Here is a 238-nt window from a genome sequence, read left to right on the forward strand (position 1 = left end):
GCCCAGACTCAGGCACGTCACCAGACGTGGATTGCGCTACTGCGATCTTCTTGGCCATCAGCTCCAGGCAAGCGATCTGCGATGTTTTGGCGTAGCCCAGAAACACCACCCGTACCGCCTGCTTTTGTCCGATCCGCCAAGACCGGCGCGCAGCCTGCTGTAGCGTGTAGACGTTCCAGCCCGTCTGCATGAAGCAGATGGTTGGAAAGTCCAGAAGATCCAAACCCGTCTTTACCAG

1 pseudogene is annotated in these 238 nt (G+C 58.0%); it reads right to left on the reverse strand.

The features are described from left to right. A pseudogene (locus AAEZ22_RS18600) lies at window positions 1-238 on the reverse strand (helicase); the annotation flags it as partial.

Source organism: Pseudoalteromonas sp. 20-MNA-CIBAN-0454 (genome assembly GCF_040308685.1).
Taxonomy (GTDB): domain Bacteria; phylum Pseudomonadota; class Gammaproteobacteria; order Enterobacterales; family Alteromonadaceae; genus Pseudoalteromonas; species Pseudoalteromonas nigrifaciens.